15 protein-coding genes are annotated in these 15443 nt (G+C 42.9%); 9 read left to right on the forward strand and 6 right to left on the reverse strand.

Annotated elements, in window-relative coordinates; all coding sequences use genetic code 11:
- Positions 1-24 precede the first annotated feature (24 nt).
- The 4 genes from WJM94_RS00260 to WJM94_RS00275 all read right to left on the reverse strand — a co-directional run bounded on the left by WJM94_RS00260 (position 25) and on the right by WJM94_RS00275 (position 3330).
- Positions 25-564: a hypothetical protein gene (locus WJM94_RS00260; protein WP_444492243.1), complete on the reverse strand. Its 540-nt coding sequence runs from the start codon at positions 562-564 to the stop codon at positions 25-27.
- A 193-nt stretch (positions 565-757) separates the two neighbouring features.
- Positions 758-2095 (reverse strand): hypothetical protein, encoded by a 1338-nt coding sequence (locus WJM94_RS00265; RefSeq protein ID WP_444492244.1) that lies wholly within the window; start codon positions 2093-2095, stop codon positions 758-760.
- 10 nt (positions 2096-2105) lie between these two features.
- A complete protein-coding gene (locus tag WJM94_RS00270) occupies positions 2106-2459 on the reverse strand; it encodes a hypothetical protein (protein ID WP_444492245.1) in 354 nt (117 codons plus the stop codon).
- A 118-nt stretch (positions 2460-2577) separates the two neighbouring features.
- Positions 2578-3330: a hypothetical protein gene (locus WJM94_RS00275; RefSeq protein WP_444492246.1), complete on the reverse strand. Its 753-nt coding sequence runs from the start codon at positions 3328-3330 to the stop codon at positions 2578-2580.
- A gap of 401 nt (positions 3331-3731) precedes the next feature.
- Here WJM94_RS00275 and WJM94_RS00280 point away from each other — a divergent pair, with 401 nt between their 5' ends.
- The 8 genes from WJM94_RS00280 (at position 3732) to WJM94_RS00315 (ending at position 11497) form a co-directional block, all read left to right on the forward strand.
- Entirely contained in the window at positions 3732-3908 is a 177-nt protein-coding gene (locus WJM94_RS00280) for a hypothetical protein (protein WP_154217806.1), read from the forward strand.
- Between the two features lie 408 nt (positions 3909-4316).
- On the forward strand, positions 4317-4931 hold the full coding sequence (locus WJM94_RS00285; RefSeq protein WP_444492247.1) for a class I SAM-dependent methyltransferase: 615 nt from the start codon (positions 4317-4319) through the stop codon (positions 4929-4931).
- Between the two features lie 3 nt (positions 4932-4934).
- Positions 4935-6062 carry an HNH endonuclease gene (locus WJM94_RS00290; protein ID WP_444492248.1) on the forward strand — a complete coding sequence of 376 codons (1128 nt, stop codon included), beginning with the start codon at positions 4935-4937 and terminating at the stop codon, positions 6060-6062.
- Between the two features lie 136 nt (positions 6063-6198).
- On the forward strand, positions 6199-8568 hold the full coding sequence (locus tag WJM94_RS00295) for a S8 family serine peptidase (RefSeq protein ID WP_444492249.1): 2370 nt from the start codon (positions 6199-6201) through the stop codon (positions 8566-8568).
- A gap of 346 nt (positions 8569-8914) precedes the next feature.
- On the forward strand, positions 8915-9277 hold the full coding sequence (locus WJM94_RS00300; RefSeq protein WP_444492250.1) for a hypothetical protein: 363 nt from the start codon (positions 8915-8917) through the stop codon (positions 9275-9277).
- Positions 9277-9456 carry a PAS domain S-box protein gene (locus tag WJM94_RS00305; protein WP_444492251.1) on the forward strand — a complete coding sequence of 60 codons (180 nt, stop codon included), beginning with the start codon at positions 9277-9279 and terminating at the stop codon, positions 9454-9456. Before WJM94_RS00300 ends, WJM94_RS00305 begins: the two co-directional genes overlap by 1 nt.
- Before the next feature lie 3 nt (positions 9457-9459).
- On the forward strand, positions 9460-10212 hold the full coding sequence (locus tag WJM94_RS00310) for a GGDEF domain-containing protein (protein ID WP_444492252.1): 753 nt from the start codon (positions 9460-9462) through the stop codon (positions 10210-10212).
- A gap of 340 nt (positions 10213-10552) precedes the next feature.
- Positions 10553-11497 carry a LysR family transcriptional regulator gene (locus WJM94_RS00315; protein ID WP_444492253.1) on the forward strand — a complete coding sequence of 315 codons (945 nt, stop codon included), beginning with the start codon at positions 10553-10555 and terminating at the stop codon, positions 11495-11497.
- Here WJM94_RS00315 and WJM94_RS00320 read toward each other — a convergent pair.
- Positions 11492-12616, reverse strand: coding sequence for an AraC family transcriptional regulator ligand-binding domain-containing protein (locus WJM94_RS00320; protein WP_444492254.1), 1125 nt, complete (start codon positions 12614-12616; stop codon positions 11492-11494). The genes WJM94_RS00315 and WJM94_RS00320 overlap by 6 nt on opposite strands.
- Before the next feature lie 215 nt (positions 12617-12831).
- Here WJM94_RS00320 and WJM94_RS00325 point away from each other — a divergent pair, with 215 nt between their 5' ends.
- Positions 12832-14238 carry an aspartate aminotransferase family protein gene (locus tag WJM94_RS00325; protein WP_444492255.1) on the forward strand — a complete coding sequence of 469 codons (1407 nt, stop codon included), beginning with the start codon at positions 12832-12834 and terminating at the stop codon, positions 14236-14238.
- A 59-nt stretch (positions 14239-14297) separates the two neighbouring features.
- On the opposite strand, the gene WJM94_RS00330 is transcribed toward WJM94_RS00325, so the two are convergent.
- Complete coding sequence (locus WJM94_RS00330) at positions 14298-15218, reverse strand: LysR substrate-binding domain-containing protein (protein WP_444492256.1); 921 nt, start codon at positions 15216-15218, stop codon at positions 14298-14300.
- Positions 15219-15443: the final 225 nt, after the last annotated feature.

Consider the following 15443-nt stretch of genomic DNA (forward strand, 5'->3'; position numbering starts at 1 on the left):
GTGCTCCTATGATGTTTCTAAGGATTATAAGTTATTAAACAAGTCCCGTGTGGCGGTTCCTTTTGCACTTTTCGTATTAACACGAAGTCCATCACTGCGAGTTGTACGAATCAGCGCATAATGCGAGTTATCAGGCCCAACGCTGATGTGAATCGGTCTGTCTTTACCATAAAAGTAGAGACGATCGAACTCCAGTTGCTCACAGATATAGTGTGCAACTTCATCCATTCGATCTTCGAAGCCGTCGACGAAAAAGTCGCAGGCGGCACCATCACGTTTGCAAATGCGGTTGTCTTTGCTGTTTAGCTCCATCGAAGCGTGTTGATCGATGTCCGGAGCCATATCACCAGGACTGTTTTTTAGGATATAACGAAGCAGAGAATGTCCGGTGAAGCCGTATGTAATATGTAAGGACCCGAATTTTTCCTGCAGGGGAACTAATATATTTTCCGTTAGGTATTGAAGCTGCTGAGTCGATTTCGAGTTTGCTAGGTTTTCACCCGAGAAATTAGGGTGACGCTTTCTATGCCAATTAAGTAATGATATTTCCAATTGATTTTCCATGGGGCGTATAAATCCAGGTCGCATATAAATTTAGGAGAGTAATAATGTCTCTGTTCACAAAAGTATCATCCTAGAGGCTACTCACTTTTGGACAAAAGCATTCCGCGTCCACATTCTGCTATCTTGAATCGCCTTATTTTTGAACAGCAATGAACAATTCAAGATAGAGTCAGCGCTCAGTCGAATGCTTTTCTTACTGACCTTCAAGATACTGTTTAAAAAACGAAGTTAACGGATGGTAACCAGCAGACACGTCAACAATATAAGCGATGGCAATATGCTCATTAGTCTTAATTTCAGTAGAGAACCCTTTGCTATTGAAGTCTCGATAGTTTGAGCTTGATATATAACGAGACTCTCTACCAACCTTAATGGCCACATTATCTAATTGCTGTACGCGGCTATCCATCTGGCTTTTATATTTTGGATGTAGACAGATGGTTAGTTTGGCGTCTTTGAGTCCAGTGACCCTACTAATGTAGGCTATAACAGAGCCACCTGACGTTACGGCAAGTTCTTTCGACTGCCGTGACTTGATAGGGTTAGTGGTTAAACCTAGCTCAGACAATGACGCCCTCAATTGCTTTTCTACATCGTCGCGCATAAATCTATCATTTGGAGAACGTAGATCGCTCATTTGTTTATCGCAGGTTGAAGTGTTCATGGTTTTTATACCTTCTGTAGGAATTAAATTAATTTGTTTGTACGGTTCTTCTTGGCTAAGTTTGGAAATCGAGTTACCTGTACATTCAAAGCGAGGTACTTTAACTCCAAGATCTGTTAGTTGCTGGAATAATGCCGCTTTCATCTCATCCAATGTATTGCTATTGGTTTGGTTAGACAGGTTTTGTTTGTCTTTTCTGCCCATGTAGTAGGCTATCCTTTCAGCGTTGGCGCCTGATGGGTGTGGAATGCCAGTTAAGATCTGCTCGTGTCCAATGTGGCCCTGTTCGGCTAGATAACCAAGGATCTCTGCCGTTCCTTTACCAAGCGGAATATACAAGACATCGGAGGATAAGATCTGGCATTCACTCGTCAGATAGGTGTCGACCATGAATTTTAAGGTTGCTTGTTTAAGCCCTTGTTGCGCTGAGCTGATAGGCTCGCCATTCATCAATACTGGGTAGCGAAAAACGGAGGTGCTATGCAGTAGATGTTGGTCTGTTGTAAATAACTGGCTTGCGGATGTTAAGCCCCAATGTTTGCTCAGTCCAATGTAGTCTAAAAGCGCAACCAGGTTGTTACGAAGCGTACCTGAAAAGCTAGCGGTATTTTTGGCATTCTCTAGGATCGTTGAGGTTGACGCTCGACGATTTAGCCACTCGCACGCGCACGCATTCGCATTATCAGCTTGCGTTTTCCCAGGCGATATCCCAACGATGCATATCTTAGCTCTTGGGTTTACCGCATCAAAGGGAGAGTAGTAAACCTCGATCGGTCCGTCACTCATCATTTTTAATTCAGGAGCGAAGGGGTAATTTTTGCTGTAATTCAATAAGTACGGTTTGTATGCTTCAAATTGATTTTTCATAATGTCCTACTTAGTTTCGTTTAATTTTGCCGCTAAAGTAATAGCCGCATGTAATCATTGAATTATCTTCTTCGCAGATGATTAGATAAGGAGGATGCTTTGCGCTGAGCTTATCGATTAGGTGTCTAATTGCTTTCTGTTTGCGTTTTTTAACTCTTGATGGGATTTCGTTTGAACTCCGCAGGTAGTTAAGAGCTTCCTTGAGTGCGTTCAACCACCGGCTTTTTTCTTTCTGGGAGATGGTGCAAAGACCTGTACCTCCTTTTTGATAGAAATCCTGGCCTATGGAAGACAAAACATTAAGTTCATCTTCACTAAAACCGCGCTGGTTGGCTCTAATGCTTCCGTGCTTAGTTGTACGCATCTTGGTTCTCCTATTTTAGTCCTAGGGCTCTTAAGATAAGTGCGGCGTCTTTTGAGACTTGTTTGCTTGACGTTTGTTGTTTTGAATTAGCCATAAGTGGTTCCTGTCATAATCAGGATTACTTGCGGTTTAAGCTGTTTAGCCAACGAATTGTTTCTTCACGCGTTACGAACGTTGACCGGCCTTTTTCTTTCTTTACGACGGCAAGTTTTCGATGCTCTGGGGTTGAAGGCGAGGCGAGGTTTCTGACTGCACGCTCGGTCTGGTAGCCGCTCAATAGCGTTAGTTCACGAAAGCTAAATAATTCAGTATCGAGACCTAAGCTTTCTACGTGTTCACAATGAAAAAACGTTTCAGGAAAATGACCATTTATGCCGTAATCTATTGAGCCATAAATAAGCTTTAAGTTCGCAAAGAACGCGATCAGCAGGCGGTGGATTTTATTGTCATCATAGTAATCTTCCATGATCCCGTTTTGGAGAAGGGATTGATAGCACAGGCATGCTGGTATTGTGTCTGCAATAAAGTCATTTAGTCCGCCAAGTACTCCTTGCGGAATGGTTGACTTCTCCAAGTAGCTCTTTTTGTCCTCTGCAATAAAACAGAATTCATACATTTGTAGAAGTCTTGAATGGAGTGAGCAGTCAGCATATTGAATGTGTTTGGTATTTTCAGGCTGAAATGGTGCCACATCCATATCTGAGCCGCTTTCTGGGTCTTTGAATAAAGACTCTGCATGCAGGTAGCCATTATTGACTACCTCAAGATAGCGATGCAGCGTCTGCTTCACATAGAATGCCATTTCGGCGATGTCTTCTTCTTTGAATGCTGGGTTCTCGGTGATTTCATTAACGTGTATTTTGAAAGCCATGCTAACCTCTAATAAATGGTTACATTAGGAATGTAATCTTATAATAGGTTACATTTTCAATATAATGCAAATTTAAATTACATTAAAAATGTAACTTCATAGTAAGTATCTGTTTTGTATTTATAAATTATTAAAATAAAATGCGAGGGTTGGTGAATGCATTTGGGTTAAAGGCCGAGACACAACCTATTTGACAGTTTACTTTTGATAGAAAATGATTGCCGTGGGGCACTGATGAGTCAGCATAGGTTTTGCTAATGACACCAACTAGCTCGACCCAAAACCATGTCAAAGCCAAAATAAAGCGTTACACGTTTGCTTGTTCAGTGGTTTGGTCCTAATACAGTTGTCACCTTCATTGGGAGGGAGATATTTGATAACAAACCATAAAGGGATCTAATATGAACAACAAAAAGACTTACATTGAATTGCTAAAAATCAGCATCAAGCTCGACGCGTTTACTCAGAGTATTAATGAGGAAGTTGGTCGTTTGAAAACGCTGGCGGAATCGCAAGAACCTGAGCCTCAAAAGGTAAAACCAAGGGATAAAGAATTCTACGGAACAAATATCTTATAGTTATAATTAGCACTTGCAAACTGTCCTACAAGTTCAGAGATAAGTCGAACGTAAAAGCAGAGAAGATAGTGGTCTCGATAGGTTATTTAACGATAAATGTGAACGTCATAACAGAAATGAAATTGTATAAAATGGCGTGTAAGAAAATTGAAAAATTGATATATTCCCTTTTAAATTCAAAGTATTACTTATGTCGTTTGACGTTCTCACTCACCGCCACATTCCCTAAAAAAGACGTCCTTGGACGTCTTTTTTTGTGTCTGAAAATCAGCACGCCAATATGTACTGTTGTCTTTTTCGATATCTTGTTGTGACTAATGTCACAATAAATCATCATTTATTAATACTTAATCGCCTTATGCAACCAAGCTATTTATCATCATTGAGTGGTGGACGATGGCTTGATTTATGTCTGTAAATATCTCTTATTACAATAAAAATGCTGTTGAGTTAGCGAAGCAATACAACTCTCTTTCATTTGAGTCTGTGCACAGTTCATGGAAACAGTATTGGCCAGAAAAAGGTGCAAATGTTCTGGATGTTGGCGCTGGTTCTGGGCGAGATGCTCAGTGGTTTTCTCAACAAGACTGTTCTGTTGTTGCTGTTGAGCCCGCCAGTGCTCTTCGTCGATTGGCTATCTCAAATTCTTCGGCACAAATTTTATGGGTGGAAGACTCACTGCCTGCTTTGGCAAGTGTTAATGAATTATCCCGCCAGTACGACCTCATTTTGTTATCTGCGGTATGGATGCATTTAACGACTAAGCAGAGAACCGAGTCGATGAAGGTTTTATCACTTCTTTTATCTGAGAAAGGAAAATTGGTGATTACTTTACGTCATGGGAGTTTCGTTGATGGACGCGAGACATACGGTGTATCAGTGACTGAGATAGAAGAGATAGGTCGATACCTAGGGCTCTCTGTTTGTCATGTTGTTGACGGTGAAGACTCTTTAATGAGAGCAGAGATTATGTGGCAAACCGTTATTCTAGAAAGCAGTAAAGTTATTAACGTTGGAAGGTAAACGATGGCGCTTGAGTATTATTTAGAACGATTCCAAAATTTAAAAATGAATAGTGCTGGTGGTAAAAAGAGCCCTCATAAAGTGTGCATGTTGTTAGCCGTAATGGATCTTATCCAAGCGGGGCATATTGCTTCTAATAAGATTAAATTCAATAAAATACTTAAAGACCAATTTACTCGCCACTTCAACACTTTTGCACAAGATACGGATAAAAATACACCGGAAAATCCTTATTTCCATTTGAGAAGTGAAGGTTTTTGGCACCTTTCTTACAACGAAGGATATGACGAAACGACCACAAGCCGTTACTCATCTAAGGCTGTAGCGTATGCATCTATTGATGAAGAGCTGTTTACTTACATGAAAAGCTATATTGTTTCTAACGAGCTTAAACAAGCACTGGTTTCAAACCTTTCAGATTTAGCAGCGCTCTTTCGCCAATGGTTAGTAGATATCGGCAAATCGGAGAAGACTGCGGTTAACTACCTTGGAGCTATTCGTGGCTCAATGTCTAATTGGTTGATAGATGCGGGAGAAATTGATGAACCACTAACCAATATTAATTCATACCGAAAATTTCTTGATTACGAAGAAAAGGTAAGGAGGTTAGAGGAATTTCAAGTTCGTGACGCAAAAGGGAAAGGAATGTACAGTGCAGCCCTCTCTCATTACCACAAGTTTCTCGCTGACTTATCTCAAATCGATATTAATGCTGATATTAAGCAAGTCATGTCGGATAAGACATTATCGGAAACAGAAAAAACAATTCTAGTAAATACTAGAATGGGTCAAGGACAGTTTAGGTCAAAGTTAATTCAAATGTGGGGCGGGTGTGCTGTTACCGGATACAGAAATACACAAATGCTGCTAGCCTCTCATATCAAGCCTTGGCGTGATTCAAGTAATGAAGAACGTCTGGATAAATTTAATGGACTGCTATTACTGGCTAATTTAGATAAAGCTTTTGATATTGGCTTTATTTCCTTCGATGATAATGGAAAAGTTATGATTTCTAACTATTTAGAAGAACCTGCAGTTCTTGGTCTTAGAGAAGATATGTTTTTTCATGTTAGCAGGGAGCACAAATCGTATTTAAGTTATCATCGCACGGAGTTGTTTAAAGGTTTCTAGGTTAGATGGTGACTGATATCAGTTTTAATAAACCGTTACAAATAAAAATCAAAACACTTCTAAAGGATGCTATAAGCAAAAAGTGTCCTAGACTGACTAGTGAACTATGTAAATACTCAATAAGAAGAGAACTACTATGTTTACTATTTCCTGCCCTAAAGCTATCAGCGTGCTGACTAAAAAGCTGTGGTGTGTTCTGTCTCTCGCTCTTATCTCTATTTCCGTTCAGGCGGCTTCTCCTGCGGTTCGTGCTGAATTGGAAAATAATCCTTCCTTAGAATATGCATCGGATTCGGTTCTGATACGTTTTAAACCAAATACGAGTTCTGCTGCCAAGCTACAAGCGAGGCAATTGGTGAATGGTACAACGATGCGCCAATATGCCATTGTTAATGCACTCGAACATGTGAAGTTAGGTCCCGGGCGCAGCGTAGAAAAGGCGATTGAAACGTTGCAGAGCTTACCGTTTGTGGATTTTGTCGAGCCTGATTATGTTATTCGTACTTATATGGAACCCGATGATTACTACTACACAATAGATTTTCAGTGGGCGCTCAACAATAACGGCTACCCTTTGTTGGGTTTGCTTGCTGGAAAGGAAGACGCAGATATTGATGCCAATCTTGCCTGGGATATAACCACGGGTAGCCCAGACGTCATTGTTGCAGTTATCGATACCGGAGTGGATTATAACCACGAAGATCTCGCCGGCAATATGTGGGTAAACACGGGCAGTACCGAGGGTGTTCATGGTTATGACTTTTTTAACAAGGATAACGATCCTATGGACGAGAATGGGCACGGAACGCACGTATCTGGAACAATATGTGCCCAAGGGAATAATAAAGTAGGTGTCGCGGGCGTCGCGTGGCAATGCCAAATCATGGCACTGCGTATTCTTGGGGCGGATGGTTCGGGTGTGGTGAGTGATGCGATTAGCGCGATTGAATACGCTGTAGCAAATGGCGCAAAAATATCAAACAACAGTTGGGGAGACGAGCCCTATTCAGTTGCTCTTTACGATGCAATACAGAGTGCTGCAACTAGTGACCACCTATTTATAGCGGCTGCTGGTAATGGAGGTAGTGATGGAGTGGGGGATAATAACGATTTGACACCAGATTACCCTTCTTCCTTTGACTTAGATAACATCATTTCGGTTGCATCGACAGACACCTTAGATGCGTTGTCTACTTTCTCTAATTTTGGCGTCAATAGCGTGGATATAGGTGCTCCTGGTGAGTGGATCACTAGCACATATACGATAGAGGGGGACTATGAACTACTTTTCGGCACTTCAACGGCAGCTCCTCATGTTACTGGTGTCGCAGTCTTAGTCGCAAGTATGCACCCTGAGTGGGGTTACGCAGAGATTAAGAACCGTATCTTGAGTACAGTACGACCACTGACGTCTCTAGAAGGGAAAACGGTGACTGGAGGTCTTCTTAACGCTTTTAATGCTGTTCAGGAACAAGCACCAACCGCTGAACCTAGCGCACCGACAGCATTAATCGCAACAGCAACTTCGGATACAGAAATAGCCCTTCAATGGACAGATGAATCCAACAATGAGCAAGGTTTCCGTATAGAACGCGATAGTGGCTCTGGCTGGGAAGATCCCGTTAGCGTTGGAGCAAATGTCACCGCCTACAGTGATACGGGTCTAACGGCTGACAGCACTTATTACTATCGAGTTCTTGCCTATAACGTAGTGGGTGATTCCCCTTATACAAATGTGGCTTCAGCGACCACGGAGGCTACGCCTTCTGATACCGTTCAAACTACCTTAGTCAGCAGTGAAATTCCTGGTGCAGGCACGGTAACGGGCACTTATTCAGATCTCGCTGCGGCGGATGGCAACGATCAAACGATTATCGAGCGTTTATCCGGAGGAAAACCAGCCAATCGTTATAGCTACCTACAACATACGTGGGTATTTACAGGCGTTCCCTCAGGCACTTCCACACTAAATGTTAAGGCTGGTTCCACTATTTCTTCAGACGGGGAAGCATTCCAATTCAGCTACTCTGTTAATGGGTCAACCTATTCAGACTTACCTGACGTATCTGTTAGTGGTCCAACGAGCACCTACAGCGCTAGTCTGCCAGCGGGAACCGACGGTACGGTTTATATTCGGGTAACAGATAAAGATCGCGCTGCTGGTAATACTGAGCTAGACGAAATCTTTGTTGATCAACTTGTTATCGTAACTGACGTTGGGGCCTCGCCACCTTCTGAACCTGATCCTATCCCTGTGGACTCCTTTGGGTTAACTGCTGAGCCTAGCACCGCAAAATCAGGTTGGCACGATGTGGTCCTGAGTTGGAACGATGCGACAATGAGTGTGGATGTTTACCGTGGTGGAAACTCGATAGCTACCAGTGTGTCTGGAGGAACCTACACCGATGCCAGAGTAGGCAAAGGCAGCGCTGAATATTTTTATGAGGTATGTGAAGCTGGTGGAATGGATAACTGTTCGAGTGTAGTCGTCGTTACTTTCCCATAATAGATACACTCTTTTCTTTTTAGAGTTCATCAAGCTAACGTAGATAACCCCAGTAGAGTTGCTGGGGTTTTCTTATTTGAGGCGTTACCTCGAGACCGAATCTAACCGTCGTTTATATACTCATACAAATTTTCACTCTATATCAAGTGGAAGCGCTTCAAATTTTAACCAACTAATGTACTATTCAGGTTTTTTTATAACCGTGACTTATTGAATAGTATGTCTGACCTATTCGGAGGTTTGAGTTTGGTTTTTATGGGGTAAGGGAGTAACCATTACGTTACCGCTACGGGGAGTGCTACTTGGAGCATTGATTGTTCCGTCTATAAGCTATTCCGGTACTGATATGGTGGAGTTTCGAGGTTTTGGATCGCTAAGTGCGGCTTATTCAGATTCGGCAACGTTAGGTTTTCGTCGCGATATTACACAAGAAGGTAAGACTCGGGAGCTGAGCTTAAGCCAAGATTCCCTCATCGGATTACAGACGGACACTCAGTTCACAGATGCGTTAAAAGCATCAGTACAAATTGTAGGTAAAGACAGAGTAAACAACAGCTTGGATGAAGCCCTAATCTGGGCATACGTCAGTTACGACTTCAATAACGCCTGGAATGTACGAGCTGGAAGAATTGGTAGTGATTTAACCCTGATCGGTGACGTAGGTAATATCAGCTATGCCTACGATTGGGTGAGACCACCGATAGTCTGATGAACAGAATCGCAGATTTTTATCGCAGCGAAGCAGATAAAAATAAGCAAATCATTCAGCTGGAGCGTCAGTTTAGGATCATATTTGAACACTCGCATGCGAGTATTGCTCTCATTGATGACAACAATCAGATCTATTTGGCAAATCAGTCATTTAAATCTACTTTTCACTATGACTAATCAATGCAGGATCTAGTCGCTCTGCCAGAGTTTTTTGACGATAAAGAAGAGTTTGAGTTACTCCTGAAAGAAGTGCGTGAACAAAACACCAGTTCGTTTAAAGATTTCCGTTTAAACAACAAGGAAGATGTTTGGTTAAGGGTGATATGTTCTCGGGTAGCCCATCGGCATAACCGAGAGTTAGAACGCTTTGTTGAGCTGGTGGCGTACGATATTTCAGACCGGGCACATAAAGAAAAAACGTTTGTTTATAATGCCACTCACGATGCTCTGACCGGAATTTATAACCGTCGAGGAGGAGATATTCGTTTTAAAGAGTTGAGCGCAATTGCTCAAGAACGGGGATCTCATCTAGTGATGATTTGGCTGGATTTAAATGACTTTAAGCTCGTAAATGATGAGTACGGGTATGAAGCCGGCGATATCGTGTTGAAGGAGCTCAGCTCTCGTTTAAGAAGTATCTCGCGTCCAAACGACATTATTGCTCGCTGGGGAGGCGATGAGTTTGTGGTTGCGATTAAATTGAATGACCTGTCTATATTACCCAATATTCTAAGTGATATGGAAAACGCTTTTACTCAAAGTATTGAGATTAATGACGACCTGTCCGTTTCTGTCGGTGCCAGCATCGGAGTGAGTACGTCTCTCCACACCGGTTACGATGTTGAGAGGCTACTCATTCGAGGCGATCAGATGATGTATCGAGTTAAACGTGAAGGGAAAAATGGAACCATCGTGGATGGCTTACCAATTTAGCCGATACCGTTACGTAGCTTCCCTCTACTGAGAACCCCAAGCCAGATGCTTGGGGTTTTTCGTTTTTCCCAGCAAGTTAGAGATGTTTGGGACGAACTCAAATTTAGATTCCTGAAAATGACGATAGATGAATGTCTTTTATAGTTGGTCACTATATCGGGACATATTGCAGCATAAATGCATTGAATTGGTGCAATATGCGAAAGGTTTTCTGATAAAGATGAGCAATTGCATAGCCATCGGCTATTCAATTGTGTGGCAGGGATTTTGCTTATTTGTTAATAAAATATTAATGTATCGTTTAACGGACTGAAGTAAAGCTCATCAAGGAAAATAATAAATGACCACTAAATTTACCTTAAAACAACTGAGGTATTTTGTTGTTGCCGGGGAACATCAGAGTGTGACCAAAGCAGCAGCGTTAATGTTTGTTTCTCAGCCTTCAATCTCTTCTGCGATTCAACATCTTGAACATGTTACTGGGCTACAATTGTTTGTCCGTCATCATGCTCAGGGGCTATCGCTTACGCCTCAGGGCTATCGGTTTTTCAACAAAGCCAAGTCACTGCTCAGTGATGCTGATGATTTGTCTCGTTTTGCGGAAACTCTGGGAACAGAGATTTCAGGTGTACTCAATGTCGTTGGGTTTCCGACGTTCACGTCATTGATGATGCCGTCAATGATCAAGCGTTTTGTGGAAAAATATCCCGCAGTCGATGTTCAGTGTGACGAGATGCATCAACAAGATATTATTCAGGGATTAAGTAACTGCAAATATGAACTTGCTATCACTTATGATATGCAGTTACCTGAGAGCATCGAATTCATACCATTGATGGTGATGCCACCTTACGTAGTGGTCAGTAAACACCACACGTTAGCAAGTCGCTCATGTTTATCGATAGAAGAGTTGGTTGAGTACCCTATGGTGATGCTCGATTGGCCGATGAGTAAAGAGTATTTTTGCTCTTTGTTTTATAGTCATGGCATCGAACCAAAAGTGGCTTTCAAAGCTCACTCATTGGGTATGGCGCAGGGGTTGGTAGAAAATGGGTTAGGGTACTCTCTTCTTAATACACCGATGCGTGGTGAAGATGGAGTGAACAGTAAGCTTGTTTCTATTCCTCTTAAAGGAAACTTACTGCCTTTGACCATGGGAATTGCGAAACTGAAGCAATCTCGCTTATCCCCGGTAGGAAATGCATTTGTGGAAGTCTTAAAGGACTTTAACTCTACCATTCAAAAGCAAACGCCATTTTCCGTTATAACGTCACTTGCTTCATAACTCCCTCTGTTTGAGCTTTCTGAACTCGGTCGGGGCTAGCCTCGACCAACGTTTAAACGCATGACGAAAACTGGCGGTATCGCTGTAGCCTAGTTGCTCTGCGATATCTGCGATGTGGGTATCGGTGGTTTCCAACAGTGTTACTGCTTTCTGGTAACGTACTTGATTAACCAGTTTTTGGAAGCTGATGCCTTGTTCTTTTAAGCGTCTCCTTAGCGTTCTTTCAGTCATCCAAAGCTCTCTGGCTACGTTGGTCATAGAGTAAGATGCGGGCTCCTGCGAAACGAGATACTTGATTTTTGACGCCAAATCCTGAGAAGTTCTGGCGTGCCATTCGCTCTCTTTTATCTCACATTGTCTGTACAGATCTTCGAAACTCACTTTATTCGCAAGCGGGCAGAGACTTAAGAAAGTGCTCAGTTCAAACGTAATCCCATCGTATTCGCAGGGCTCTACATTACAGCCTAGAAAGGTCGCAACTTTTTGAAGATGCGGTATTGAGGAGCCGGTGAGTTTAACAGCCACAGGCTTCACGGCGTGACCGAGTAAATCTTCAATTAATGTCAGCACAGAAGAGAGCGCCATCTCGATGCTAAACTGTTTCAATTTATCTGAATAACAGTAGTCACTGATTTTAAGCGTTACGGTTCTCTCATCTGGTTCCAGCTCAATGTTGAAGTACCATCCAAGTAATAGTGGGAAAGCGATCAAACAGGATATCGCCTGAGCTACATTCTCACTGACCAACATGGCGTAACCGGGCAGGCCAAGACAGGATACTTTAATCGACCTTCCTATTTGCAAGCCCAGAATCTCACTCTGGGTAATATCCAACAGACTTTCAAACGTCGATATCTCCTGAAAACGATTGAATTCAGTTTCTGGCAAATAAAGTGATTCGCTGGTTAGACCCGCACTGGTTAATACATCTTGAGTGCTTATCCCATTTTGTCTCGCAAGTTCGATGGCGATAGCAATGACATGAGATGTCGCAGGTATATGTCGCGGGTCTGTTTTGTTGATTAGTACATTTTTCTCCGTATGAACATTGCTCTGCGTTAGCGGTGCTGAGTCTGGAGATTCCTTGTAATCGTTGATGGTGACGATTCCTTTTATCACGTTGATTTCAATTATTCGGGAGCCAATTCCTTTGAGTCCCTGTGTATTTTGTCAATATCGCATATTGTCCGAAATTATCCCATTTTTGTCCTTGTTTTGTATGACGAGATGAGCGCTAACGCAAGTATTGTGGGGGGGTTGGGTCGTTAATTTAGGTCGGTGGCTGAAATTACCCCTTGACCGGAAACAGAACATGAAAGCTAGGAGAAATTGATATGGATATTGATATGCAGTCTATGCAAAAAAACAACGAAGAGCTGCAGCGTCTGGCTAAAGAGCACCTGTTGATGCACTTTACGCCGCGTAAGTACTACCATGAAAAAGCATTAACCGTGATGGATAAAGGTGAAGGCTGCTGGATATGGGATACAAACGGTAAGAAATTTTTTGATGCGTTAGGCGGGTTGTTCTGCGTGCAAGTTGGTTATAGCCATGGCGAAGAGATTGGTGAAGCCGTTAAACGTCAGATGAGTGAATTGCCTTACTTTACTAACTGGAGCGTAGCCCATGAGCCTTCCATCCGTCTGGCAGCAAAAATTGCTTCTCTCGCTCCCGGTGATTTAAATCGCGTGTTCTTTACTTCCAGCGGTTCAGAATCGAATGAAGCGGCTATCAAACTCGTACGCCAGTATCATCAGGCGAAGGGTGAACCTTCAAGAAGAAAGTTTATCGCCCGACGAGTGGCATATCATGGCACCAGCTACGGTGCTCTGTCTCTGAATGGTATGACTGATCTGCGTAAAGACTTCGAACCTTTGATGTCCGGGGTTCGCCATGTGTCTAATACCAACCGCTATCGTCGTCCTGAAGGTGAAACTGAGGCACAATTTACTGCATTTCTTTTAGAAGAAATCGAGTCTCTAATCATTCAGGAAGGTCCGAGTACGGTAGCGGGCATTTTTATTGAACCGCTACAAAACGCGGGCGGCAGCTTCACTCCTCCTGCGGGATACACCAAGGGATTACGTGAAATCTGTGACAAATATGGTGTGTTGCTGATTGCCGATGAAGTCATCTGTGGCTTCGGTCGCCTGGGTGAATGGTTTGGTTCTAGTCGTTACGGTTTAGAACCAGATGTGATTACTTTTGCAAAAGGCGTCGCTTCTGGTCATATCCCTCTAGGGGGCGTGATTACTTCGAATAAAGTGATGACACCGATCCTTGAGAACGGCGCGCAGATGTTCCTGCATGGGTTAACCTATGGTGGTCACCCTGTTGCTTGTGCCGCAGCGCTGGCGAATATAGAAATAATCGAGCGAGAAAACATCATTGGCAACGTTAAGGAAAACTGCGAGTACTTTAAAGCGTCACTGCAGAGCTTACGCAATATAGAGCTGGTTGGCGATGTACGTGGTGATGGCTACCACTACTCAGTCGAGCTTGTGACTAACCAGCAGAAGTGCAGTTGGGAAGGATCATTGACGGTAGCTGACTTTGTCGCCGAATATCTGGAGCCTGCGTTGTACGATAAAGGCCTGCTGTTCCGCGTTGCGATCGACCAGCGAGGAACGCCATTAATCCAAATGTCGCCACCATTGATCATGAAGCGTGAAGAGATCGATTGGTTGGTATCGGAACTCAACCAAGTTCTTGCGCAATTAGCGAAATTGGTCGCAGTTTAGATAGTGTTGGTAACAACAAGCGCACCTCTTTTTGATGGTGCGCTTTTGGCTTTTGGATTCTAAGACTTATGACTGAGTGCATACAAGCGGCACTCTGCGATGCAACTCAAAATCCCAATTTCACGCTCTTTTGTTTTTAGGCAAACCAGCGAGACCGTTTGAGGCTCGGGATTGGGATGAACGGTATCGATTTCAACGAACGCAACGTGTGGCTGATATCTCTCTTTCAAGCGTGCGGGTACGATGGAATAGCCTACGCCGGATTGGATTAAGTTCATCAGCGTAAAAATGTCTTCCACCTGCATTCCGATGACAGGCTTAAGGTTGTCCCTTTGAAAGCATTTTAAACATTGCTCATAGGTTGCAAAGCCGGGAGATAGGGTGATGAGCTTTTCATTGGCTAATTCTTCCAGTGCTATCTTAGGTTTGCTTGCGAAAGGGGAAGAGTTACATATCGCAATCATCATGTGATCTTGATATATCGGCATGACGGTATAAGTGCTACTTGCCGCAGGATGGGGTTGTGCAATCAGTGCAACGTCTATTTCCATTTTGTCTAAACGTTGCAACAGGGTTTGATTCGAACCTTGAGTGATAGAAACCTGAAGCTCAGGTCGTCGCTTCTGCAGCCCTGAAACGACAGTCGGAACAAGGTCGTAAGTCAAAGAGTATAAGCTACCCAGTGCCAGCTTATCGGACTGAATCCCCAACTGGTCTTTGGCTTCTTTGATGGCGGAATCCAGCTCGGCCAATAGTTTTGCTGAATACGCGTAAAAAGTTTCCGCGCTTTTCAGCGGACGGAGCGTTCGGCCTTGAGTTTCAAAAAGTGGGCACTCAATGGCTTCTTCCAGCGAATGCAAAGCTTTATGCACACTAACGACACTGATATCTAATTTCTGCGCAGCATCTTTCATACTGCTGTTTTTCATAAATTCATGAAAAATAGTAATTTTCTTTAAAGTGACACCGTCGTTAATCATGTTTATTCGAATCCGTTTCAATAATAGAGCAACCTTATCATTGTTAACTTTAGGTTAATAGTGTGACTGGTCAGTTAATTGAATGTGATCTCATTCGCGAGTAGTTTGAAGGTATGGAGCATTTCAGAGCGTTGTCACTGACATTAGTTCAAGGAAAGCAATGCCATGGAATAGCAGGTTATTTTTAAATCGTAAAAATAACAGCGTGATTGAAATATATCGTGA

Source organism: Vibrio sp. YIC-376 (genome assembly GCF_052353105.1).
In the GTDB taxonomy this organism is placed as follows: Bacteria; Pseudomonadota; Gammaproteobacteria; order Enterobacterales; family Vibrionaceae; genus Vibrio.